The organism is Parvimonas parva (assembly GCF_016552165.1).
Lineage (GTDB): Bacteria > Bacillota > Clostridia > Tissierellales > Peptoniphilaceae > Parvimonas > Parvimonas parva.
In genome coordinates, this window is sequence record NZ_JACVDA010000024.1 from 1 (window position 1) to 24425 (window position 24425).

The window sequence follows — 24425 nt, forward strand, 5'->3', positions numbered from 1 at the left end:
TCACCTATTGAAAAACGTAAAGAATTATTAGAATTAAAGGAGAATTAATTCTCCTTTAATTCTAACATACAGGTTATATTTTTTTATAATTTTTGGTCTCACATCATTTACAAATGTACATTTTTTTATTTAAGGTAAATTTAAGATATTTGTATTAAAATCGGGATTAAGATGATTCATTATCATTTTATCTCGATTTTTTGATAATTTAATTAATATTTTTTATTAATTTGATGAAAAAAATTTTAAAATATGATAAAATAGATAAGAATAAAAGAAAACATTTTAGGAGGGATATGATGAAAAGAAATGAAGTAGATAAAAATCTAACTTGGGACTTAACTGACATTTTTAAAACTGAAGAAGATTATAAAAATGCTCTTAAGGAAATTGTAGAAAAGACAGATGAGCTTGTAAAGATTTACGAGGGCAAACTGGATTGCTATTGCACAATCAATAGCTGTTTAGAAGATTTAAAACCTATTCGTGTTTTATTGGACTTAGCTGGAAACTATGCAAGCTTAGACTACGAAACAGATTTAGGTGGAAAAGAACAATTTGAAAGAATTGTAAACTTTGAAAATATAGTTGCTCCTGTTTATTCAAAACTTAGTTTTGTAGAAACTGAAATTTTAGCAAATGATAAAAAAATCATAGAAAAAGCTATGGAAGAAAATTCTGAAAATAGAAGATTTTTAGAAAAACTTTTAGATAGAAAAGAACATACATTATCAAAAGAAGTTGAAAGTACGCTTTCTTCTTTAAGTGGAAGTTTTGAAACTCCTTACAGAGTTTATCAACAATCAAAAATGCAAGACCTTTCTTTTGAAGATGTTGAAGTAAATGGTGTAAAAACTCCAATGAGCTACAATGTTTTTGAAGGAAGTTTTGAAGTTGATGCAAATACAGAATTTAGAAGAGATGCTTTTAAAAAATTCTACAACACTTTAGAAAAATATGAAAATACTTTTGCAAGTGCATATTACAGCCATGTTCAACAAGATAAGGCTATGTCTAAAGTTAGAAAATACGACAACGTTTTTGAATATTTACTTGCAGAACAAGAAGTTACAATGGATATGTATAATAGACAATGTGATGTTATTATGGAAAAACTTGCACCACATATTAGAAAGTATGCAAGACTTTTAAAGAGAGTAAATAAACTTGATAAAATGACTTTTTCTGATATGAAAATGCCTTTAGATGCAGATTTTCAAAAAGTTTATAGCATTGATGAATGTAAAAAAATGGTTATAGACGGACTTTCCGTTTTAGGTGACGATTATAAGTTATATTTGGAAAATGCTTTTGAAAAGAGATGTATAGACTATGTTGATAACGAAGGAAAAGCCTCAGGAGCTTTCTGTGCGAGCCCTTACAGAGTGCATCCTTATGTACTTTTAACTTGGTCAGGAAATATGTCTGATATACTAACAGTTGCTCACGAACTTGGACATGGTGGACATTTTACTCTTTGCAACCAATATCAAAATATTTTAAATGTTGACTGTTCAACTTATTTTGTAGAGGCACCGTCAACAACAAATGAATTGATTATGGCTCACTATCTATTGGAAAATGCAAAGACGGATAGAGAAAGAAGATGGATTATTTCTGAAATAATTTCAAAAACTTATTACCACAACTTTGTAACACATTTCTTAGAAGCATACTATCAAAGAGAAGTTTACAAAATTATCGACAATGGTGGAGCAGTTGATGCTACAACTTTAAATGAAATCTTTAAAGAAACTATGGAAAAATTCTTCAAAGAAGATGTTGAACTTGTTGACGGAGTTGAAAGAACTTGGATGAGACAACCACATTACTATATGGGGCTTTATTCATACACTTACAGCGCAGGTTTAACAATCGGAACTCAAATGTGCCTAAACATTTTAAAAGACAATTCAAAAGCTAAACAATGGATTGAAGTTTTAAAAGCCGGTGGAAGTAAAAATCCTATTGAACTTGCAAAAATGGCTGACGTTGATGTTACAACAGACGCACCACTTGTTAATACAATAGAATATATTGGAAGTTTAATCGACGAAATGGAAAGATTAACAGACAAAATAGAACAAGAATAAAAATGGAAAAGATGCTAATTTAATGGGCATCTTTTTTATATAGAAAGAGAGAATTTGTTTGAGGAATGAATTTTAATCCATTTACATAGAAAAAATTTATTCAAAGTGGTTTATGGATAAGAAAAAACTATTTTACTTGTATGACAATTTGTGATAAAATACTAATGAATATTTATTTTTACAGAAAAGGGGTAAATTATGAAAAATAAAAGTGTATTGGCATTGGCTTTGCTTTGTGGTTTTTCTTTTTCACAAAATATAAGCTATGCAGATGGTGAAACGGTAATTTATAACAAAGATGGAATTGTTTTAAAGTTAAATGGAGATGATAAGGGAACATTTAAAGTTTCTATTGAAAACAATAGTAGTAAGGATATGTTCGGAGTTAAATTAAAATCTGAAGATATTAAAGGGCTTAAAATTGTTGGTGGAAAAGAAATTGAAATTGGAAATGTTAAGGCTGGAGAAAAACGAGTTTTAGATGAAAAAGAATTAAAATTCGAAATGGAAAAAGCTATTCAAGATTCAATAAAAAAAGGTAAACTTTCAAAAACTGGAGTTGATGGCGTTTATAAGATTTACATACCAATTGCCATTGCTGGAATGGTGGGTGCTATATGTGTTCTAGTTTCTAAAAAGAGAAATGCTAAGAGGTTGTTGTCAGTTGCTATTGGAACTGGAATTTTAGCCTCTTCAATTTTAACTTATACGACAAATGCTGATGTTATTTATAAAAATTCTGTTGATGTTCGTGGAAAGATTAATATAAACGATGAGTTTTATGATTATATTGGGGTTTTAATGTGGAATGATGTTGAATTTGAAAAAACAAATGAAAAAGATAATACAAAACCTGATATAAATCCAAACAAACCGGATACAAAACCTGATGAGCCGAGCGTTCCGAATAATCCAGAAGAAAAAGATAAAGTTGTTGAAATCGAAGATGCAAATTTGAAAAAATTTATCCTTGATAAGTTACATGCTTATAATGGCGAAGATAGTTTTGAAGCGGAAATGAAAGAATACAACTTTAAACTAACTGATAAGTCATATAGAAAAGATAAAAATTCAAATGATATATATAAGAGTGATTTGGAAAAAATTGAAGCTTTAGCAGTTAGAGGAATGGATGCTGCTGAAGAAAATCTTATTGAGGTTAGTAGTATTAAAGGTCTTGAATATTGTAAAAATTTAAAAACTCTTACAATTTCTTCCGGTGAAATTCCTGATGATAACGAAGAAATAAGATATTCAAAAGGAGCTATTAAAGATTTAACTCCACTTTCTGCTCTTAAAAATCTTGAATTTTTAAGGCTTTCTCACAATGAGATTTCTGATGTATCTCCTTTAAAAGATTTGACAAATTTAAAGAGTTTATATATTTCACATAACAACATTTCCGATATTAGTGCTTTGGAAAATCTTAAAAATTTAGAAAACTTTGATTTTGCTGTAAATAAAGTTTCTGATATGAGTATTGTTAAGAACTTTACAAAATTAAAGCTATTAGATATATATTCAAATAAGATTTCCAATATTGATGCTGTTAAAGATCTTGAAAAATTATTGTACTTTAGAGCTGATAGTAATAAAATTGAAAAAATTGACTCTTTAAAGAATTTAAAAGTTTTGGAAGATTTGGACTTGGGAAGTAATGCTCTTAAAGACGCTTCTGTTTTGAATGATTTAACAACTTTGAAAAAATTAAGTTTAAAGAAAAATAATCTTAAAAATATAGATTTGAGTAAACTTGTAAATCTTGAAGAGTTAGATTTGGAAGAAAATGAGTTGAAAGATGTTTCATTTCTTGCAAATATGCCTAATTTAAAAAATCTATATGTTCAAAAGAATAAGATTGAAAATTTAAATGCTATTTCAAAGCTAACTAATCTACAATTATTAAATTTTAGTGATAACTCAATTTCTGATATTAATTTTGTGAAAGATTTGGTTAATGTTACAAGTTTACGTCTGTCAAATAATGTGGTTTCAGATATTTCTGCAATTAAAAACTTAAATGAACTTACTGATGTGCTTATTGATGGAAATAAGGTAAAAGATTTTACAGTTTTAAATGAAAAGAAAGGATTATCTGAAAAAAATATTCACAATCAAAATATTGATTTTGAAAAAGAATTGGAGTCCACTGAAAAAACTTTTGAAGTAGATAATGTATTTATTGGTCTTGAAGATATTGCAAAAGATAAGAAAATAAAAGTTTCTTCTGAAAATAAAGATATTACAGTAGTTTTAGAAAATGGCAAATTGAAATTTAGTTTAACGGATAAAGCCGTTGAAAATTTAAATAAAGGCAGTTTAGATTTTGTTGTTAATTTTGAATTTGAAAATACTTTAGATTATACTAATACTCCTAATGTGTTGAAATTAAATGTAAAACTAAAAAAAGTTGAAAAAGCTAAACCTGAAGAAAAAGATGAGTTTGTTGATATTGAAGATGCTAAGTTATTAAAAGTTATTAATAAAAACTTAGGTCTTGATAGAGCGGACGACCAAAAAGTTACTGTTAAGGAAATGGAAAGTTTAACAGAATTATCTCTTTTCTTAGATAAAAATGGAAAGGCTCATTTTCCTATAAAAATGAGTAAAGAAGAAAAAGATGATGAACCCAAAAAGTCAATTTTAGGAGAGCCTCAAAGTTTACAAGGGACAAAAGATTTTAAATTTGCAGTTACTAGAGGAATAAAGAGTATTAAAGGTTTGGAATATGCAAAAAATCTTGAAAAATTAAAATTAAATGAAAATGAAATTTCTGATATTAGTCCTCTTAAAGATTTAACAAAATTAAAATATTTAGAGATTCAAAGAAATAGAATTGTCGATATCAAACCTTTGGAAAATTTAAAAAATCTTGAATTTTTGAAGTTATATAATAATTTAATTGAAGAATTAAAACCACTTGCAGGTTTAACGAATCTAAAAGGACTTGATTTGCATTACAATGTAACTGTTGAAGGAGATGAAAGTCATAAAAAGATTTCAAAGGGAATTACTGATATTTCTCCACTAAAGGATTTGAAAAACTTAGACTTCTTAGACATTTCTGCAAATAGAATTGAAGATGTTTCTATTCTTAAAGATTTTGATAAGATTGTAGATTTAGATTTGTCAGGAAATAGAATTAAAAATTATACAGGACTTGAAGATTATATTGCCGAAAGATTGGGAAAAGCATTGAATGAAGGAATAGGAAGTATTCAATTCTCAGGTCAGACAATAGACTTTGGGTCAACTGTTGAAGTGAAAGAAAAAGAAGTTATCTTTACTACACCTTTTAAGGGAATTAAAGAACTTGGAGATTCATTGGCACAAGTTTTCGGTTCAGAAGATCCTTTGAATATTTTCAGCAAAATAGAGAGTAATGTAGAGGGAATAGATGCAAGTTATGATTTAGACACTAATAAAATAAAATTGACTGTATCAGATGGTGTTATCGCTAAATATAACGGAAAAGAGTTGGATTTAAATTTAAAAATGTCATTAGAAGAATATACTTGGAGCTTAAAGAATATAAAATTAAAAATTAATGTTGTTGAAGAAATTGTTTCTGATGAATATAAAGATTTTTATTTTGATTTGTTTAACAAATATAGTAAATTTCATAAGAAATATGTAAATTTAACAGATGAAGCAAATAAACTTTTTAACGAAAAAAACAAACCTAAGAAAGATAAAAATTTTACTAAAGAAGATATGGAAATGTTGAAATCTTTTATTGTTGCTGATAAGAATGTTACTGATAAAATGATAGAACCTTTAAAATATTCTAAGAATTTAGAGGAGTTTAAGGTAGAATTAAATAAATCTAACTTAACTAGAAGTGTAAATAACTTTGATTTTTTGTCTAAAACACCAAAATTAAAACAATTTATTTATCAAAATCAAGATTATAAACATGCAAAAAAAGAAATATTTCCAGAAAATATAGATTTTTCAAAAAATGAATCTTTAGAAAAAGTTATTATTTCACAAACTAATTTAAGTGGTATTAAAGCTTTTGAAAAATTAAAATTAAAGCAATTAAGCTTGCAAGATAATGAAATTATTGATATAACACCTATTAAAGATATGAAAACTTTAGAAAGATTGGATTTAGATAATAATAAAATAGAAAATTTACCTAATTTATCAAAATTGCAAAGATTAATTACTCTATATCTTAGAGATAATAAGTTATCAGATATCTCTAATCTTGAAGAACTAAAAAATCTTGAAGCTTTACATCTTAGAAATAATAAGATATCAGATATTTCAAGTTTAGAAAAACTACCAAAATTGCATAGACTATATATCGATAAAAATGAAAATCTTAAAAATTATATTAACAATATTAAAAATCTTAATGGAATAAATACTTTATTTGTTGACGAAATCACAAAGGAAGATTTTGATTGGCTAAAGACATTTTCAACTAGAGGTGCTGTTAATGCAACTGAAAACGAAGATAGAATTAGAATGTTCAATTTTGAAAAATTGGAAATTCCAGTTAAAGTTAAGAAAAATGATATAAAAGATGGTTTTATAGAGATAGATAATCCGTTAAAAGATTGGGATGATATGTCTATTGAAGCCACAGATGATGAATCAGGAAAGAATCCAAATCTAACTTTTGAGTCAGATAAAATAAAAATAAAAGTTCAAGATAAAAATGAGTTCCGCGAAGCTTATGATATTTATATTGAAAACTATGAAGTTGAAGGGTATGGAGATTATAGTCAACCACCATCAATTTCTGGAAAGATTGTTTTAAATATAAAAATTTCAGAATAAAGAATCTTAAGGAGACTGCTAGTCTCCTTTTTATTTTACTGTTATAAAAATATTTTTTGTGATATAATAATTATATTAATTTAATTATCAAAAATAGATTATGATATAATAATTATGGATTTATGACTTATGATAAAGCTGTAATTATTTCATAGTAATTACCATAAAAGAATAATCAAAAAGGAATTATGATATAATAAAATGTAATTTATGTTTTAGTTTTAGGAGGAAGAATTTGTTTGAAATAGTTTTAAATTCTTTGGAAGAATGTAATAATTTTTCTAAAAGATTTTCAAAAACATTAAAAAAGGGCGATGTAATCTCTTTGGTTGGAGATTTAGGAGCGGGTAAAACTACTTTTACTAAATTTTTAGGTGAAAGTTTGGGTATAAATGAGGACATAACTTCACCGACTTTTAACTTGGTCAATATGTATTCCGGAAAGTTTGAGTTTAATCATATGGATTTATATAGAATTGATTTTCCTGATGAGCTTTATCAGATAGACTATGAAAATTATTTTTATCCGGATGGAGTTACTATTATAGAATGGGCTGAAAAGGCAGGATATTTATTACCTAAAAATTTGGTTGAGGTTGAAATTTTAAAAATTTCCGAGAATTCAAGAAAAATTGTAATTAAAGGAAATAATAAAAGAGAATTAGAAATTATAGAGGAATTGTAATGAAAATTTTAGCGATAGATACTTCAACAACTCACAGCTCTTGTGCTGTTATGGAAGATGATTTTGTTGTTGGAGATTTTAGTATAAGTCAAAGTATGAGTCATAATGAAATTTTACTTGTTATGGTTGATGAAATGCTTAAAAAATTGAATATGGATATAGAAGAAATAGATTTGTTTGTAGCAGTTACGGGTCCCGGTTCTTTTACGGGTATCAGAATAGGCGTTACTACGATAAAAGCACTTGCTATGTCTTTAAACAAGCCGATAGTAGCTGTTAATACGCTTGAGGCTCTTTCTTTTGGAGTTTTTTCGGATAAAAAGAAAATTCCTTTGATTGATGCTAGAGGGGAGAGAGTTTATTATGGTGTTTACGAGGGTGTTTGTAATAAAAATATTGCACCTCCTGCGCTTTTAACTATTGATGAACTTTTGGAGGAATTTTCTGATAAAAATGAAAAATTTGTTTTTGTAGGGGATTGTGTAAATTTATATAAAGATAGAATTTTGGAAAACAAAAATTTTGAAATAGCACCTGCCTGTTTAAACAGTTGCATTTCAAGGAATGCTTGTGTTATTGGAAAACAAAAATTTGAAAGTGGAGAAATTTCAGACTGTTTTACTCTTAGCCCTGAATATGTAAGACTTTCACAGGCACAAAGGGATTTGGAGAATAGGCAAAAATAAGATGATTTTATATAGATATGCAAATTCAAATGATATTTCGGATATTTTGTTGTTAGATGAAGAAAATTTTTCAAATAATTTTGATGAAAAGTTTTATTTGGAATATATTGAAAGTAAAAAAGTTATAGTTGCAGAAAATTACGGAAAAATAGCAGGATATATTCTGTTTAATTGTGTTTTAGACGAGGCAGAGGTTTATAAAATAGTTGTGTCTAAAGATTTTAGAAAAAAACAGATAGCTTTTAAAATTATGGAGTTTTTTATAGAAGAATTAAGGTGTAATGTAAAAAAGATTTTTCTTGAAGTTAGAGAAAGCAATATTCCAGCTATTAAATTGTATGAAAAATGTGGATTTGTAAATATTAGAAAAATTGTTGATTATTATAGTAATCCAAAAGAAAATGGATATATGATGATAAAAGAGGTAGTGTAATGAATGATGTTAAGATTATGGCGATAGAAAGCAGTTGTGATGAAACCAGTGTTGCCATTGTAAAAAATGGGAGAGAGGTTATTTCTAATGTGATTTCTTCCCAAATAGATATGCATAAGAGATTTGGAGGAGTTGTTCCTGAGGTTGCAAGTAGAATGCATTTAGAGGCGATTAATAATATAGTTAAAGAATCTTTAGAAAAAGCGAATATGACTCTAAATGATGTTGATGCCATAGCTGTAACAAAAGGTCCGGGACTTGTTGGTGCATTACTTGTTGGAATTTCAGAGGCGAAGGCTCTGTCTTATGCAACTAAAAAACCTTTAATTGGAGTTAATCATATGAAAGGGCATATTTGTGCAACTTTTATAACACATAAGGAATTGAAACCTCCATTTATTTGTCTTTTAGTTTCAGGGGGACATACTTATTTAGTAGATGTTAAAGATTATAATGATATGGAAGTTGTTGGAAAAACTATTGATGATGCTTGTGGAGAGGCTTATGACAAAGTTGCAAGATGCCTTGGTATGAATTATCCAGGAGGCCCTGAAGTTGAAAGACTTGCTAAACTTGGAAATGAAAATGCGATAGATTTTCCAAGGGTAATGTTAGATAAAGACAGCTATAATTTCAGTTTTAGTGGACTTAAAACGGCAGTATTAAACTATTTAAATAGTAAAAGACAAAAAGGTGAAGAAATTTCAAAAGAAGATGTATGTGCAAGTTTTCAAAGAGCGGTTTTTGACGTTTTAATTTATAAGACTGAGAAGTTATTAAAAGAGAAAAATTTAGATACAGTTGTTGTATCCGGAGGAGTTTCTGCAAACAATACACTTAGGGAAGAAATACAAAAAATGTGTAAAAAAAATAATTTTAAATCATATTTTCCTGATAAAATATTGTGTACAGACAATGCAGCTATGATTGCATCATCAGGTTATTATGAATATATATCAGGAACTAGAAGTGATTTGACATTAAATGTTGAGCCGAATTTAGAACTTTAAAAAATTTTTTAAAATTCTAAAAAAAGTATTGACAACTAAAAAAATAAAGTGTATAATATCCAAGTAACTGTTTGAGAGATGCTTTTTGGAAAGTAATTGATAAAAAAATCAAAAAAACTTTTTAAAAAGTGTTGACAAGTTAAAAGTTATGATGTATAATAATTAGGCAGTCGATTTTAACAGAGATTGATTGATAAGGCCCCATGGTCAAGCGGTTAAGACATCGCCCTTTCACGGCGGTAACCCGGGTTCGAATCCCGGTGGGGTCACCACTTTGTTTTTACAATTTAATATTTTAATTGGTTTATTGGTTTTTATTTGGGCGCATAGCTCAGTTGGGAGAGCATCTGCCTTACAAGCAGGGGGTCATAGGTTCGAGCCCTATTGTGCCCACCAAATATGGCCTGGTAGTTCAGTTGGTTAGAATGCTAGCCTGTCACGCTAGAGGTCGTGGGTTCGAGTCCCATCCAGGTCGCCAATATGCTGGTGTAGCTCAATTGGTAGAGCAACTGACTTGTAATCAGTAGGTTAGGGGTTCAAGTCCTCCCACCAGCTCCAATCTACTTTATAGTAGATTTTATGGAGGAGTTCCCGAGTGGCCAAAGGGGACGGACTGTAAATCCGTTAGCTGCGCTTTCAGTGGTTCGAATCCACTCTCCTCCACCAATTAAATATTTGTTAAGACCATAAAGTTTGAGAGTATATGCGGGTGTAGCTCAGTGGTAGAGCCCCAGCCTTCCAAGCTGGTTGCGAGGGTTCGATTCCCTTCACCCGCTCCATTTTGCACCTATAGCTCAGCTGGATAGAGCAACGGACTTCTAATCCGTGTGCCAGAGGTTCGAATCCTCTTAGGTGCGCCAACCTTTGGGGTATAGCCAAGTCGGTAAGGCACTAGACTTTGACTCTAGCATTCCGCAGGTTCGAGTCCTGCTACCCCAGCCAATTTTATGATTCATTAGCTCAGTCGGTAGAGCACCTGACTTTTAATCAGGGTGTCCGGGGTTCGAATCCCCGATGGATCACCATTCATGGAGAGGTATCGAAGTGGTCATAACGAGGCGGTCTTGAAAACCGTTTGGGTGCAAGCCCACGTGGGTTCGAATCCCACCCTCTCCGCCACAATGGAGAAATACTCAAGTGGCTGAAGAGGCTCCCCTGCTAAGGGAGTAGATCCTTTACGGGATGCGAGGGTTCAAATCCCTCTTTCTCCGCCAATAATTTGGGCCTTTAGCTCAGTTGGTTAGAGCGCCCGGCTCATAACCGGTAGGTCCCGGGTTCAAGTCCCTGAAGGCCCACCAAATTATCTCAAGATATTTCTATTTTAGAAATATCTATTATTTTATAGAGCTAAAACAAAGGATTTAATATTGTAGGGGTATAGTTTAACGGTAGAATGTCGGTCTCCAAAACCGCTGGTGAGGGTTCGATTCCTTCTACCCCTGCCATTTACATAAAGACTTGAAATTTAATAATTAATATATCCAGATAGCGATAAGTCGGTATAAGGAAGTGGCAAAAACAACGAAGTTGTTTTTAGGCAATGCCTTAGTCTAGTGCGAAGCACGAGAGAATGAGCTATCGTAAGAAATGATATAAATTTAAAACAGAATAATTTTTTAGAAAAAACAAAATAAGTGTTATATGCCCAGATAGCGAAAAGTCGGTATAAGGAAGTGGCAAAAACAACGAAATTGTTTTTAGGCAATGCCTTAGTCTAGTGCGAAGCACAAGAGAATGAGCTATCTAAAAATTGAAATAAAAGCAAGTACAGAAATTCTAAAAATTTTGAAAAAATTGAATATTATATGCCCAGATAGCTCAGTCGGTAGAGCAGAGGACTGAAAATCCTCGTGTCGGTGGTTCGATTCCGCCTCTGGGCACCAGACCTGTAATTCGATACGTCTGTTATGGGTTGCTATTTTTTTCCTGCAATTGCAGGATTTTTTTTATTCATTTTTAGAATTGTTGAGTTTTAATTGTTTTAGGGTAAAAATATATCATAAAATTAAAGGAGATATAAAAATGGAATTAAATGAAAAAATTATTGAATTATTAAAATCTTCAGAACCTCTTAAGGGTGGAGAAATTGCTGAAAAATTAGGCGTAGATAAATCTGATGTAGATAAGGTTTTAAAAAAATTAAAATCAGAAGAAAAAATAATTTCACCAAAGAGATGTTATTATTCTGTTGAAAAGTAAAAATTGCGTAACTAAAGCTGTGTTTTTAAACACAGCTTTTTAAATGTCTTTGTTTTGTAGTTGTAAATTTTTTCTAAATTCTGTTGGTAATATTTTTTGAAATTTTAAAAAGTTTCTGTTAAATGTTTTAACTGTATTGTATCCAACTTCAAATGCAATATCTGTTATTTGCATATTTGTTTCCAGTAATAGTTTTGTAGATTTGTTTATTCTAACAAAATTCAAAAAGTTTTTGAAATTTTTTTCTACATAGTATATGAATAATCTGTTTAATTCTATTAAGGAAATAGAAAAGTCTTTACATATATTATCCATGTCCAAATCATCACTAGAATTTTTTACGATATAGTTTAATATTCTATAAAATTTTCTGGTGTTTTCTATTTGGCAAATTTGTGATATTTTATGAAATGTTTGTCTGTATTTATTAGGATTTTGTCCTGTTCTTGCCGTAAATACTTTTGATAGATGTGAACGGTCGGAAAAACCTGTTATTTCTGCAATTTCTTCTATATCAAGGTCGGTATAAAGCAACATATCCATAGTTTTTCCGACTCTCATTTCATTTATGAGTGTATTGAAAGAAAGACCGGTTGTTTCTTTTATATATCTGTTTATTGTCGATTCGCTTGTAAAAAATAATTTTGAAATAAGAGAAATTGTAAGCTTTTCGCTTAAATGAGCGTGTATATACCTAAAAATATTTATTTTATCAAATTTTTCGTCGATTCTTTTTATTTTTTTAGTATCTTCGTCTTGTATTCTTCTATAAGTGATTATAAGGTCTATTATTTTATTTAAGACGAATGCTGATGAAATAGGGTTTTCATTTTTATCATAAAGCGTTGAATCTTCTCCTAATTCATTTCTAAGTAAGTCAAATATATTTGAAAAATATTTAAATTGTTCATCTGTACATTGTATTACGGGATTGTCGTAGAATGAGTTTATTAAACTTAAATTTTCTGCGTCAACATTGTAGAATGATTTTATTATTTTATTTGCACTGTCAAAATTGTATTTTAGAATAAAATATTGTATAGTCTTTGAAACTTCAATAACCTCAGTATATTCCCAAGGTAATATACAAACTAAGGTCTTATCATTTATTTCATAGATATTATTTTGAATTCTTATCTTTGCCAAACCTTTTTTTACAAGCAAAAATCTGGCTGATTGGTGAAAAAGTCCTTTTGTTGCTGATGTTATTATTTCTCTATCTATACTATACATACTTTCTTCGTTTATGTATGAATTTGCTCTGTTTTGTATTTCAATTCCCTTTTGTTTATTCATAATTAACTCCCAATTTTTAAGTACTTTAATTTCCTTTTATATTAGTATAAAGCATAAGTCTTTATATGTAAAGAGTTGTTTTGATAAAATGTCTTTTTGGTAAAAAATGGTATAAATAATTCTAAATAAATTTTTTTCTAAATAAAAATCTTTAAATTTAAATATTTTAATTTTGTAAAAGACAATTTATATATAAATTAGAGTAAAATTAAGTCTAAAATTAATATATTTTATAATGTTTTTATGAATAAAAGTATTAATTTTAGATATATTTTTTTTAAAAGTTATTATATGTTTAATTATAAAAAAAGTATGTTAATACAAGATTATTTTGTTAATTTGTCCTTAGAAAAAAGACTATAAATAGTATAATAATTATGTAATAAATACGGTAGGTCGTATTAAAAATTTATTTTTAAAGGAGAAATGTTATGAGCAAAAATTTAAGAGGAAGAAATTTCCTAACATTATTAGACTTTACAAGTGATGAAATCCGTTACCTTTTAGACCTTTCAAGAAATTTTAAGGACTTAAAGAGAAATGGAACTCCTCACCGTTATTTAGAAGGAAAAAATATAGTATTATTATTTGAAAAGACTTCTACTAGAACTCGTTGTTCTTTTGAAGTTGCAGGAATGGACTTAGGTATGGGAGTTACTTACTTAGACCCAGGTTCTTCACAAATGGGTAAAAAAGAATCTATTGAAGATACTGCAAGAGTTTTAGGAAGAATGTATGATGGTATAGAATACAGAGGATTCAGCCAAGAATTAGTTGAAACTTTAGGAAAATATGCAGGTGTTCCAGTATGGAACGGTTTAACAGACAAATTCCACCCAACTCAAATGTTAGCTGACCTTTTAACTATTGAAGAAAAATTTGGATACTTAAAAGGATTAAACTTTGTTTATATGGGAGATGCTAGAAACAATATGGGTAACTCACTTATGATAGCTTGTGCTAAAATGGGTGTAAACTTTACAGCTTGTGCTCCAAAAGAATTATGGCCTGAAGAAGAATTAAGAGAAAAAGCATTAGAAATCGCTAAAGCTAATCATTGTACAGTAAGCTTTGAAGAAGATGTTAAAAAAGGAACTACAAATGCTGATGTAATCTACACAGATATTTGGGTTTCAATGGGTGAACCGGACGAAGTTTGGGCTGAAAGAATTAAATTATTAAAACCATACCAAGTAAATAAAGAAGTTATGGCAAATGCTAAAGAAACTGCTATCTTTATGCACTGCTTACCTTCATTCCACGACCAAAAAACTGTTATCGGAAGACAAATTTTTGAAAAATTTGGTATTCCTGAAATGGAAGTTACTGATGAAGTTATCGAAGGACCTCAATCAGTTGTATTTGATGAAGCTGAAAACAGAATGCATACTATAAAAGCAGTTATGTATTCAACTTTATGGTAAGAGGTACAAATGGGAAAGAGAATAGTTGTAGCTTTGGGGGGTAATGCTTTAGGCAATACCCCTTTAGAGCAATTAGAGAAAGTTAAAATAGCTGCCGATATTATTTCAGATTTAGTTAAAGATGGAAATGATGTTATAATCGGACATGGAAATGGACCTCAAGTAGGAATGATTAATCTGGCTATGGATTATTCAGCAAACGGAAAGGAAAAAACTCCTTTAATGCCACTTGTTGAATGTGGAGCTATGAGCCAAGGATATATTGGATATCATTTACAACAAGCTTTAGGTCAAGCTTTTAAAGAAAAAGGAATAAATAAAACGGCTGTTTCAGTTGTAACTCAAGTTGAAGTTGCAGAAGATGATAAAGCTTTTGAACACCCAACTAAACCTGTTGGAATGTTCTATACAAAAGAAAAAGCAGATGAACTTGCTAGAGAAAAGGGCTTCACTTTTGTTGAAGATGCAGGAAGAGGATACAGAAAAGTTGTTCCTTCACCAAAACCATTACACATTGTTGAAATTGACGCTGTTAAGAAAATGGTAGATGCCGGACTTGTAGTTATAACTATTGGTGGAGGCGGAATACCTGTTGTTAAGAAAAATGATAGATTAGTTGGAATTGACGCTGTTATCGATAAAGATAAGTCAAGTGCAAAACTTGCATCAGACTTAAATGCTGATTTTCTTTTAATCTTAACAGCAGTTGATAAAGTTTGCATAAACTTTAATAAACCTGACCAAAAAGAATTAGACGAAATAAATGTTGAACAAGCTATGAAGTATATTTCAGAAGGACAATTTGCAAAGGGTAGTATGTTACCAAAGGTTGAGGCTTGTTTGGAATTCGTAAATAGTTCTGATGATAGATGTGCTATCATTACTTTACTTGAAAAAGCATCAGATGCTGTAAAAGGTCTTACAGGAACTAAAATAGTTAAGTAGGAGGGCGTTTTGAACAATATTTCACATAGAACAAGTTTTTTAGCAAAGATTGCGCTTTTTATTGTAGCTATTTTGTGGGGAACTTCTCTTACTGTTGTTAAAAGTGCAGCTGATGTTCTTAAACCTAACTTTCTTTTAGGTGTTAGATTTACTATAGCTGGAATTATCTTAGCAATTATTTTTCATAAAAAATTGTTTAAAGCAAGAAAAGATGAATTGACAGCCGGAGCTATAATCGGTGTATTTTTATTTGTTGCTTATTCCAGTCAAACTCTTGGAGTTACTTTTACAACTCCGGGACGTAGTGGATTTTTATCAGCATCATATTGTGTAATTGTACCTTTTTTATATTGGATAACAAATAAAGTTAGACCTGATAAATTTAATGTATCGGCTGCAATTTTTTGTATAATTGGAATATTTTTTATTGCAATGGCAGGAGAGAGCGGTTCAATTTTTAATTCCAGTTGGACAGCTATTTACGGTGATGCACTTGCGCTTTTAAGTGGAGTTTTATTTGCATCACATATTGTAATGGTTACAAAACTTGGAGTAGGTAAAGACCCATTTGTACTTACAATAATGCAATTTTTAGTTTCAGGAGTTTTATCTTGGATAACTACATTTGCTATAGAAAATAATGCAGGAATGCAAATTACATTAAGACCTATGCTTGAAGTTTTATATCTTTCTATAATGTGTACTGCAGTTGCATTATTATTACAAAACTTAGGGCAAAAATATACAGATCCAAGCAGTGCCGCTATCATTTTAGGTTGTGAGTCAATCTTTGGAGTTGCATTACCTGTTGCACTTGGAATTGAAAGCTTAACTGTTAAATCAGTTATAGGTTTTGTTCTAATTTTTATTGCGATAATAATTTCAGAAACAAAATTATCTTTCATATTTAAAAAGAAAAGCGAAGAAGCTAAAAATAATATTTAAGAAGTCTTAGGACTTCTTTTTTATTTTACAAACATTGTTAATGTGTTGACATTTACCTACTTGTATGTTAGTATAAAAAACGAAAATAATTTGTTTTAAAGGAGGAAATTTTGAAAGATAGATTTGCAATATTTTGTGGGAAATTCGTTTATTATTTAGGTAAAAAATTTACTTCTTGTAGTTCTTTGCCTGGAAAAATTGCTTTGAATATAGACAAAAATTTATTAAAAAATATAAAAAAAGAAAATAATACAATTATTTTTATAACCGGAACTAACGGAAAGACGTCAACAACATTTTATAGTTATTATACTGTGAAAGATTTGCATAATGATGTTGTTACCAATCTTTCCGGTGCAAATATGATTCAGGGTGTATTAACTGAAATTTTAAAGAAAATTGAAAAAAAGAATTTTAGTAATAAACTTTGTGTGTTTGAAGTTGATGAGCTAACACTTCCACTTCTTATAAAAAATGGCTTAATTCCTAATTATGTCGTAATTACGAATTTGTTTGATGACCAAGTTGATAGATATGGTTCAAAAGAAATTTTGGCAAAAACTTTGAGAGAGAATTTAGAAAAAACAGATGCGAAATTAATTGTAAACTTTGAGGACCCTACACTTAGAATTATAACTGACGGAATAAAAAATGAGGTAATATACTTTGGTGTTCAAGGAGAAGAAAAGGAAGTAGAAAAAGACAATTTAATTTTTAAATACTTGAATTATAGTTCTGTTGGATTTTTTAAAGCTAAAGATGACGAAGATTTTGTTGATTTAAAGAGTTATACATTAAGAGAATGTGAAGATGGAAAACATTGTGAAGTTTTGTCGAAAGAAAAAACTTTTAAATTTGAAATAAAAAATAGAGAGAAATTCGACATTATTTATAATAGATATAATTATGTTGCCTCTTTTTCTCTGTTTATGACTTTAATTAGAGATGGAATTGTAAAATGTGAAAATCCTGAAGAAAAAATTTCAAACGTTATAAGTCTTGACGTTGGAAATGGTAGAATGGAGAACTTTAAGTTTTTGGGTAAATCTACGAAGTTAAATTTAGTTAAAAACAAGGTAGGTTTGGAGCTTTCTCTTACGGAATATGCAAAAGAAACCGAAAAATTCGATTTAGTTTTGGCTTTGGGAAATACTCCTGCTGACGGAACAGATTTGAATTGGATTGCTGAAGTTGATTTTAAAAATTTTGTAGAAAATTCTCTGGTTGATACGATTTTTATAACAGGAAATGCTTTTGAACTTGTAAAAGAAAAATTGGCAAAGTATTTAGAAAATAATTGTTTGTGTAAAAAAATTATTTTTGTTTCAAAAGATGAATTTAAAGAAAAATTGAGTAAAAAAACTATGTTTTTAGCAGGATTTTCAGAGCTTAATGATATGAGAAGTTTTTTAGAGAATAAAAATAAATAAAGATATCAATCAGAATTTTGTTAGTTTACAATAATATTTTAAGGGCGTTTTCGCCCTTTTATTATATCAAGAAAGGGTATAATAATATGGATATTCAAAAAATTTTAGAACAAAGACATTCTGTAAGGAAATATACGAAAAAAGAAATAGATAAAGAGCTTGTTGAAAAATTAAATAGAGATATTGAGGAGTATAATAAGATTGCAAATTTAAATATTCAATTTGTAACTAATGAGCCTTACGCATTTGGAAGAAGTATTTTAGCTAATTATGGTAATTTTAAAAATGTTAGAAACTATATAGTAATGATTGGTAAAAAATGTGATAATTTAGAAGAAAAGATTGGATATTTCGGAGAAAAATTAGTTATAAAAGCTCAGTCTTTAGGGCTTAATACTTGCTGGGTCGGTGGAACATATAGCAAGAAAAATACTAAATATGATATAAAAGAAGGTGAAAAACTTGTATGTGTCATAGCTGTTGGTTATGGAGAGACGAATGGAAAGGTGAGAAAACTTAAGAGTATTTCTAAAGTTGCAATTAGCGATGTAGAAATGCCGGATTGGTTTTTAAAAGGAGTAAGATTTGCACTGCTTGCACCTACAGCGTTGAATCAACAAAGATATAAAATTACTTTAAAAGATAATAAAGTGGAAATAGTTTCAAAAATTGGATTTTATACAAAGGTTGACTTAGGAATAATTAAGTGCCATTTTGAACTCGGTGCTGGTAAGGAACATTATATTTTTAAGTTTTAGGAGGCAATATGATGGATATAGACATTTTGTTAATTTTAAATTGTATAATTTATATACATGGATTTGAAAAAGATGATGTAAAAGAAAAGTTTGTTGGTAAAAGTATTTATGAAATTTCAGATTATATAAAAACTCAAAAAAATTCTTTAGGAATGTATCCTGGAGAAATTAATGAGGAGGAATTTTCAAATATCGTTAATACGATAGAATACAATAAGGAAATTTATAGGAAAATAAAAATTGTAGATGTTGAGAACTCTTATTTTGCAAATTTTTCAGGAAGCGAGAGAGTTGTAAATGTAACTTTTTTGTTTGAAGATAATTTAATTATAGTTTATAAAGGCACAGCCGGAGATTATGAGTGGAAGGACAATGTAGAAGGGACATATAATATAACAGATACAAAACAACAGAGAAGAGCTTTGAGTTATTTTGACGAAATGGTTAAGAAATTCCCCGATTTTAAAAAAATTTATGTTTCCGGTCATTCTAAGGGAGGAAATAAAGCCCAATATATTGGAGTTTTAAGAGGCGATATGTCTAAACTTGAAATGATTTACTCTTTTGATGGACAGGGTTTTAATAATAATTTTATAAAAAAATATAATAAAGAAATTACAAATAATAGACATAAAATATTTAATATATGTAATGAACTTGATTATGTAAATATTATATTATTTTCTATTTCTAATAAGATTTTTATAAAATCTACTACAAATGTTGGAAATGAAGATGATAGACAGTCTAAATTATTACATAGATTTGGTGGTTTTCACTCTCCTTATTCAATGTTTAAAAAGGAAAATGGCATATTAACATTGAATGAAAAAACTGAACAAAGTGATATTATGAAAAATTTTGAAAAACTTTTTGAATACTATAATACTAATATGGAAGATGAAGATAGTAATTTTATGTATTATAGAATGTCATTAGTTGTTATGGAAAATGGAAAGGAAGTTTTTGGAGAAGAATATCCAGCTTCGCCAAAAGGCTTTTTTAAAAGATTTATAAAGTTAACAAGAGAGTTTACAAAAAATGAAAATGAACTTAGCTTTTCACAAATTATTAAACTTTTTAAACCGATTTTATCCGATGTTGGTTCAATAATTTTTGCGGGTAAAATTTCTGAAAATGCTCCAGAAAAAAATACTTAAAAACTTTGAAAAATAGTTGACTTTTAATAAAAGTAATGTTAAAATAATTAGGTACATTTAATAATGTATAGTTATGTGCATTTTTAAAGAAAAATATTGAGGAGGTGAAGAAATGCCAACTATTAACCAGTTAATTAAACAAGGAAGACAAAAAGCTGTAACTAAATCAAAAGCACCAGCATTAAGTTTCAATTTTAATACTCTTAAAAAGAGAAGTACTGCTAGTGAATCACCACAAAAAAGAGGTGTATGTACAGCTGTAAGAACTGTAACTCCTAAAAAACCTAACTCAGCGTTACGTAAGGTTGCCAGAGTTAGATTAACAAACGGAATGGAAGTTGCAGCTTATATTCCAGGTATAGGTCATAACCTACAAGAACATAGCGTTGTGCTTATTAGAGGTGGAAGAGTAAAGGACCTTCCAGGGGTTAGATACCACATTATCAGAGGTACATTAGATACTGCAGGTGTAGCTAACAGAAAGCAAGGAAGATCTAAATACGGAGCTAAAAGACCTAAATAATTAAACTGATGTGGCAGAAATGTTTTATTAATTAAAGAATTTAACTTTATAATACATACATTTGTGTGCTTGTCAGCAAAATCAATCGCTGAGTACCAGTGATACTACTAATATAGTAAGGAGGGAAGAAAGGTGCCAAGAAAAGGACATGTTCCAAAGAGAGAAGTAATGCCGGATCCAATTTACGGAGATGTGGTTGTTACTAAACTTATAAACAACATTATGCTTGATGGTAAAAAAGGAACTGCTCAAGCAATAGTTTACGGTGCATTTGAAATCGTAAAAGAAAAAACTGGCGAAGAACCAACTGAAGTTTTCAGAAAAGCTTTAGAAAATATCATGCCTGTTTTAGAAATTAAAGCAAGACGTATAGGTGGGGCGACATACCAAGTGCCTATTCAAGTTAGACCTGAAAGAAGACAAACTTTAGGTTTAAGATGGTTAGTAACTTACTCTAGAAATAGAGGAGAAAAAACTATGAAAGAAAGACTTGCAAAAGAAATCTTAGATGCAGTTAACAATACTGGATCAAGTGTTAAGAAGAGAGAAGATACTCATAAGATGGCTGAAGCTAACAAGGCTTTTGCACATTACGGATTCTAATATAGGATTTTATTTAAAAGGAAAGGGGAAATGCTATTGTGGCAAGACAATATTCACTTGAAAATACAAGAAATATTGGTATAATGGCGCATATCGATGCTGGTAAAACAACAGTAACTGAAAGAATGCTTTATTATACAGGAAAGATCCACAAAATAGGTGATACTCACGAAGGTGCTGCACAAATGGACTGGATGGAGCAAGAAAAAGAAAGAGGTATCACTATTTGTTCAGCTGCTACAACTTGTGTATGGAATGATACAAGAATTAACATCATTGACACTCCGGGACACGTTGACTTTACAGTAGAAGTTGAAAGATCTTTAAGAGTTCTTGACGGCTCAGTTGCACTTTTTGATGCAAAGAGCGGTGTAGAACCACAATCAGAAACTGTTTGGAGACAAGCAGATAAATATGGCGTACCACGTATTTGCTTTATAAATAAAATGGATGCGACTGGAGCTAACTATTATGACTCTATCGAAACTATTAAGGATAAGTTAAAAGCTAATCCGGTTCCTGTTCAAATTCCTATTGGAGCTGAATCAGAATTCGTTGGAGTTATTGACTTAATTTCAATGCACGCTATTATTTATAAAAATGACTTAGGTACAGATATAGAAGAAACTGATATTCCAGATGCTTACAAAGATAAAGCTGAAGAATATCGTCAAAACTTATTAGAAGCCTTAGCTGAAACAGATGAGTTTATTATGGAAAAATATTTAGAAGGAGAAGCTATTTCACCATCTGAATTAAGAGAAGCTATCAGAAGAGCTACTATTAATCTATCAATAAACCCAGTACTTTGTGGTTCAGCTTATAAAAACAAAGGGGTACAACCTTTATTAAATGCTATCGTGGCTTATATGCCATCTCCATTAGACATTCCTTCTATTAAGGGTGTTGATGACAATGAAGAAGAAACAGAAAGACATGCTTCAGATGAAGAACCTTTCTCAGCATTAGCATTTAAAATCGTAGCTGACCCATTTGTTGGAAAGCTTGCATATTTCAGAGTTTATTCAGGAACTTTAGAAGCTGGTTCTTATGTATATAACTCAACAAAAGGCAAAAAAGAAAGAATTGGTAGAATTCTTATGATGCACGCTAATAAGAGAGAAGAAGTTGATAGTGTATCAGCTGGGGACATTGCTGCTGCAGTTGGTCTTAAAGACACTACAACAGGGGATACTCTTTGTGATATGAATAGCCATGTAATCTTAGAAAAAATGGAATTCCCAGAACCGGTTATTTCTGTTGCTATCGAACCAAAGACAAAAGCATCTCAAGAAAAAATGAGTATAGCTTTACACAAATTAGCTGAAGAAGACCCTACTTTCAGAACTTATACTGATGAAGAAACTGGTCAAACAATTATCTCAGGTATGGGTGAATTACACTTAGAAATCATCGTTGATAGACTTTTAAGAGAATTCAAAGTAGAAGCTAATATAGGAAATCCACAAGTTTCTTACAGAGAATCTATTTCTAAAGAATCTGATGCTGAAGGAAAGTATGTAAGACAATCTGGTGGTAGTGGACAATACGGACACTGTAAAATTAAAATTGAACCTCAAGAACCTGGTAAAGGATTTGAGTTTGTAAATAATATCGTTGGTGGTTCTATTCCAAAAGAATATATCGGACCAGTTCAAAAAGGTATTGAAGAAGCAACTCAAGCAGGTGTACTTGCCGGATACCCTGTTTTAGATGTTAAAGTTACTTTATACGATGGTTCATACCATGAAGTTGACTCATCTGAAATGGCATTTAAGATTGCAGGTTCAATGGCATTTAGAGAAGCTGTTAGAAAAGCAGCTCCGGTTTTATTAGAACCAATGATGAAAGTTGAAATAACAACTCCGGATGAATATTTAGGAGATGTTATGGGTGATGTTTCATCAAGAAGAGGTAGAATCCAAGGAATGAATCCTAAGAATGGTGTTCATGTACTTGATGCATTCATACCTTTAGCAGAAATGTTTGGATATGCAACTGACTTAAGAAGTAATACTCAAGGTCGTGCAACATATTCAATGCAATTCGATCATTATGAAAAAGTGCCTCAAGCAATTTCTGAAAAAGTAATTGGCGAGAGAGCAAAAAAATAGATTAGGAGGATTTTAGTAAAATGGCTAAGCAAAAATTTGAAAGAACTAAACCACACGTTAATATCGGAACTATCGGTCACGTTGACCATGGTAAAACTACTTTAACTGCAGCTATCACTTTAGTATTAAATAAAAGATTTGGTACTGGTGAATTCGTTGATTATGCAAACATCGATAAAGCTCCAGAAGAAAGAGAAAGAGGAATCACAATTTCAACTTCTCACGTTGAATATGAAACAGCAAACAGACACTATGCACACGTTGACTGTCCAGGACACGCCGACTATGTAAAGAACATGATTACAGGTGCTGCTCAAATGGACGGAGCTATCTTAGTAGTAAGTGCTGCTGATGGTCCAATGCCTCAAACAAGAGAACATATCTTATTAGCAAGACAAGTAGGTGTTCCAAAAATCGCTGTTTTCTTAAACAAAGAAGACCAAGTTGATGACCCAGAATTAATCGAACTTGTTGAAATGGAAGTTAGAGAATTATTAAATGAATATGAATATGATGGAGATAACACTCCAATCGTAGTTGGTTCAGCTTTAAAAGCTCTTGAAGAACCAGATGGAGAATGGGGAGACAAAATCGTTAAATTAATGGAAGAAGTTGACGCATTCATTCCTGAACCAGTTAGAGATATCGACAACCCATTCTTAATGCCAGTAGAAGACGTATTCTCAATCACAGGTAGAGGAACTGTTGCTACAGGTAGAGTAGAAAAAGGTAAAGTAAAAATTCAAGATAACGTTGAATTAGTAGGTTTAACTGAAGAAAGAAGAACAGTTGTAGTAACTGGTGTTGAAATGTTCAAGAAAATGTTAGACGAAGCTGCTGCCGGAGATAACATTGGACTTCTTTTAAGAGGTGTTCAAAGAAACGAAATCCAAAGAGGACAAGTTCTTGCTAAACCAGGAACAATTAACCCACATACTAAATTCGAATCAGAAGTTTACGTATTAACTAAAGAAGAAGGTGGAAGACATACTCCATTCTTCTCAGGATACAGACCACAATTCTACTTCAGAACAACTGACGTAACTGGTAATATCCAATTAGAAGAAGGCGTTGAAATGGTTATGCCAGGAGATAACGCTAAATTCATAATCGAATTAATCACTCCAATCGCTATTGATGAAGGTTTAAGATTTGCCATCAGAGAAGGCGGAAGAACAGTAGGTTCAGGAGTTGTTACTAAGATTTTAGGATAATTTAAGTGATAATTTCTAAAAGGGAACTTTAAGTTCCCTTCAGACTGATGACAAAGGTGTCAATGAGAAATCATTGGCACTTTTTTAGTGGAGAAAAGAGTTAAAAAGTGGTATAA

Annotated in this window: 18 protein-coding genes and 14 tRNA genes; 31 read left to right on the top strand and 1 reads right to left on the bottom strand. The window is 30.2% G+C overall.

All coding sequences use genetic code 11. From position 1 onward, the window contains the following. Positions 1-299 precede the first annotated feature (299 nt). From pepF to IBJ83_RS07335, 21 genes are all read left to right on the top strand, one after another. Positions 300-2093, top strand: a complete 1794-nt coding sequence (pepF, locus tag IBJ83_RS07235; RefSeq protein ID WP_201275939.1) for an oligoendopeptidase F — start codon at positions 300-302, stop codon at positions 2091-2093. Between the two features lie 198 nt (positions 2094-2291). Then, positions 2292-6884: a leucine-rich repeat domain-containing protein gene (locus IBJ83_RS07240; RefSeq protein WP_201275940.1), complete on the top strand. Its 4593-nt coding sequence runs from the start codon at positions 2292-2294 to the stop codon at positions 6882-6884. 235 nt (positions 6885-7119) lie between these two features. Continuing rightward, positions 7120-7569, top strand: coding sequence for a tRNA (adenosine(37)-N6)-threonylcarbamoyltransferase complex ATPase subunit type 1 TsaE (tsaE, locus tag IBJ83_RS07245; RefSeq protein ID WP_068474450.1), 450 nt, complete (start codon positions 7120-7122; stop codon positions 7567-7569). Then, positions 7569-8255, top strand: a complete 687-nt coding sequence (gene tsaB / locus IBJ83_RS07250; RefSeq protein ID WP_201275941.1) for a tRNA (adenosine(37)-N6)-threonylcarbamoyltransferase complex dimerization subunit type 1 TsaB — start codon at positions 7569-7571, stop codon at positions 8253-8255. The genes tsaE and tsaB overlap by 1 nt, the downstream gene beginning before the upstream one ends. A gap of 1 nt (position 8256) precedes the next feature. Further along, complete coding sequence (gene rimI / locus IBJ83_RS07255; protein WP_068474456.1) at positions 8257-8688, top strand: ribosomal protein S18-alanine N-acetyltransferase; 432 nt, start codon at positions 8257-8259, stop codon at positions 8686-8688. Continuing rightward, positions 8688-9698, top strand: coding sequence for a tRNA (adenosine(37)-N6)-threonylcarbamoyltransferase complex transferase subunit TsaD (gene tsaD, locus IBJ83_RS07260; protein ID WP_201275942.1), 1011 nt, complete (start codon positions 8688-8690; stop codon positions 9696-9698). Before rimI ends, tsaD begins: the two co-directional genes overlap by 1 nt. Before the next feature lie 197 nt (positions 9699-9895). Beyond that, positions 9896-9970 (top strand) — tRNA-Glu (locus tag IBJ83_RS07265). A gap of 48 nt (positions 9971-10018) precedes the next feature. Then, positions 10019-10094 (top strand) — tRNA-Val (locus IBJ83_RS07270). A gap of 5 nt (positions 10095-10099) precedes the next feature. Then, positions 10100-10176 (top strand) — tRNA-Asp (locus IBJ83_RS07275). A gap of 4 nt (positions 10177-10180) precedes the next feature. Continuing rightward, positions 10181-10256 (top strand) — tRNA-Thr (locus IBJ83_RS07280). Between the two features lie 23 nt (positions 10257-10279). After that, positions 10280-10364, top strand: a tRNA-Tyr gene (locus IBJ83_RS07285). Positions 10365-10403: 39 nt separating this feature from the next. Next, a tRNA-Gly gene (locus IBJ83_RS07290) sits at positions 10404-10477 on the top strand. 4 nt (positions 10478-10481) lie between these two features. Next, positions 10482-10558, top strand: a tRNA-Arg gene (locus IBJ83_RS07295). Positions 10559-10563: 5 nt separating this feature from the next. Then, a tRNA-Gln gene (locus IBJ83_RS07300) sits at positions 10564-10640 on the top strand. Between the two features lie 7 nt (positions 10641-10647). Then, positions 10648-10723: transfer RNA gene (locus tag IBJ83_RS07305), tRNA-Lys, on the top strand. A 5-nt stretch (positions 10724-10728) separates the two neighbouring features. Next, a tRNA-Ser gene (locus IBJ83_RS07310) sits at positions 10729-10817 on the top strand. 4 nt (positions 10818-10821) lie between these two features. Beyond that, a tRNA-Ser gene (locus IBJ83_RS07315) sits at positions 10822-10912 on the top strand. A gap of 7 nt (positions 10913-10919) precedes the next feature. After that, positions 10920-10996: transfer RNA gene (locus tag IBJ83_RS07320), tRNA-Ile, on the top strand. A gap of 73 nt (positions 10997-11069) precedes the next feature. Next, positions 11070-11143, top strand: a tRNA-Trp gene (locus IBJ83_RS07325). Positions 11144-11505: 362 nt separating this feature from the next. Next, positions 11506-11581, top strand: a tRNA-Phe gene (locus tag IBJ83_RS07330). Positions 11582-11720: 139 nt separating this feature from the next. Next, positions 11721-11897, top strand: coding sequence for an HTH domain-containing protein (locus tag IBJ83_RS07335; protein ID WP_068474459.1), 177 nt, complete (start codon positions 11721-11723; stop codon positions 11895-11897). A 39-nt stretch (positions 11898-11936) separates the two neighbouring features. Here the strand turns inward: IBJ83_RS07335 and IBJ83_RS07340 are convergent, their stop codons facing one another. Beyond that, complete coding sequence (locus IBJ83_RS07340) at positions 11937-13193, bottom strand: helix-turn-helix domain-containing protein (RefSeq protein WP_201275943.1); 1257 nt, start codon at positions 13191-13193, stop codon at positions 11937-11939. Positions 13194-13624: 431 nt separating this feature from the next. Here IBJ83_RS07340 and argF point away from each other — a divergent pair, with 431 nt between their 5' ends. The 10 genes from argF to tuf all read left to right on the top strand — a co-directional run bounded on the left by argF (position 13625) and on the right by tuf (position 24309). After that, on the top strand, positions 13625-14617 hold the full coding sequence (argF, locus tag IBJ83_RS07345) for an ornithine carbamoyltransferase (protein ID WP_201275944.1): 993 nt from the start codon (positions 13625-13627) through the stop codon (positions 14615-14617). Positions 14618-14626: 9 nt separating this feature from the next. After that, the gene (gene arcC, locus IBJ83_RS07350) at positions 14627-15562 is read left to right on the top strand and encodes a carbamate kinase (RefSeq protein WP_201275945.1); all 936 of its coding nucleotides are present in this window, start codon (positions 14627-14629) and stop codon (positions 15560-15562) included. A gap of 9 nt (positions 15563-15571) precedes the next feature. Next, positions 15572-16507, top strand: coding sequence for a DMT family transporter (locus IBJ83_RS07355; protein WP_201275946.1), 936 nt, complete (start codon positions 15572-15574; stop codon positions 16505-16507). A 110-nt stretch (positions 16508-16617) separates the two neighbouring features. Beyond that, positions 16618-17937, top strand: coding sequence for a MurT ligase domain-containing protein (locus tag IBJ83_RS07360; protein WP_201275947.1), 1320 nt, complete (start codon positions 16618-16620; stop codon positions 17935-17937). 86 nt (positions 17938-18023) lie between these two features. Further along, positions 18024-18695 carry a nitroreductase family protein gene (locus IBJ83_RS07365; protein WP_201275948.1) on the top strand — a complete coding sequence of 224 codons (672 nt, stop codon included), beginning with the start codon at positions 18024-18026 and terminating at the stop codon, positions 18693-18695. Between the two features lie 8 nt (positions 18696-18703). Continuing rightward, complete coding sequence (locus IBJ83_RS07370; protein WP_068474478.1) at positions 18704-19855, top strand: Mbeg1-like protein; 1152 nt, start codon at positions 18704-18706, stop codon at positions 19853-19855. Positions 19856-19967: 112 nt separating this feature from the next. Then, positions 19968-20378 carry a 30S ribosomal protein S12 gene (gene rpsL, locus IBJ83_RS07375; RefSeq protein WP_009355082.1) on the top strand — a complete coding sequence of 137 codons (411 nt, stop codon included), beginning with the start codon at positions 19968-19970 and terminating at the stop codon, positions 20376-20378. A 132-nt stretch (positions 20379-20510) separates the two neighbouring features. Further along, positions 20511-20981: a 30S ribosomal protein S7 gene (rpsG, locus tag IBJ83_RS07380; protein ID WP_068474480.1), complete on the top strand. Its 471-nt coding sequence runs from the start codon at positions 20511-20513 to the stop codon at positions 20979-20981. A gap of 38 nt (positions 20982-21019) precedes the next feature. Beyond that, the gene (fusA, locus tag IBJ83_RS07385) at positions 21020-23095 is read left to right on the top strand and encodes an elongation factor G (protein WP_068474483.1); all 2076 of its coding nucleotides are present in this window, start codon (positions 21020-21022) and stop codon (positions 23093-23095) included. Between the two features lie 20 nt (positions 23096-23115). Then, positions 23116-24309 carry an elongation factor Tu gene (gene tuf, locus IBJ83_RS07390; RefSeq protein ID WP_068474487.1) on the top strand — a complete coding sequence of 398 codons (1194 nt, stop codon included), beginning with the start codon at positions 23116-23118 and terminating at the stop codon, positions 24307-24309. Positions 24310-24425 lie beyond the last annotated feature (116 nt).